General features: G+C 67.3%; 1 protein-coding gene. It reads left to right on the top strand.

What is annotated here, in order from left to right:
• On the top strand, positions 1-752 hold a 752-nt coding region (locus ACWKV7_RS23685), incomplete at both ends, for an alginate export family protein (protein WP_483860162.1).

Here is a 752-nt window from a genome sequence, read left to right as displayed (position 1 = left end):
CTGTTCACCGAAGGCAAGCCCATTCTCGACGCCCGCTACCGCTACGAGCACGTCGACCAGGACAACGCCCTCAAGCACGCCAACGCCCAGACCCTGCGCACCCGCGTCGGCTTCCAGACCGGCAAGTGGTATGGCCTCTCCGCGCTGATCGAGGCGGACAACGTCAGCCGCCTCGGCGAGGACGCCTACAACAGCACGCGCAACGGCCAGAGCGAATACTCGGTGGTCGCCGACCCCGATGGCAGCGAGATCAACCAGGCCCTGCTGCGCTACGACCATGCCCTGGGCAGCGCCGTGCTCGGCCGCCAGCGCATCAACCTGGACAACCAGCGCTTCGTCGGCGGCGTCGCCTGGCGGCAGAACGAGCAGACCTACGACGGCGTGCTCGGCCAGCTCAAGCCCATCGACGGGCTGACCCTGACCTACGCCTACATCGACAACATCAACACGATCTTCGGCCCCGGCGACAACCGCTACGACACCGCCGCCAACCCGGCCAACATCGAAGGCCACAGCCACCTGCTCAACGCCCAGTACGTGGTCATGCCGGAGCTGACCGTCACCGGCTACCAGTACCGCCTGGGCCTGGACAACCTCACCGCCGGCAGCCAGTCGAGCAAGACCACCGGCCTGCGCCTGAACGGCGCCGTGGCCGGGGTCAGCTATGCGCTGGAATACGCCCGGCAGACCGAGTACGCCGACAACCCGCTGGACCTGGACAGCGACTACTACCTGGCCGAGCTGGGCTACAC

The sequence above is a fragment of the Zestomonas ipomoeae genome (assembly GCF_057128665.1).
This window is presented reverse-complemented; position numbering and strand designations above follow the sequence as displayed.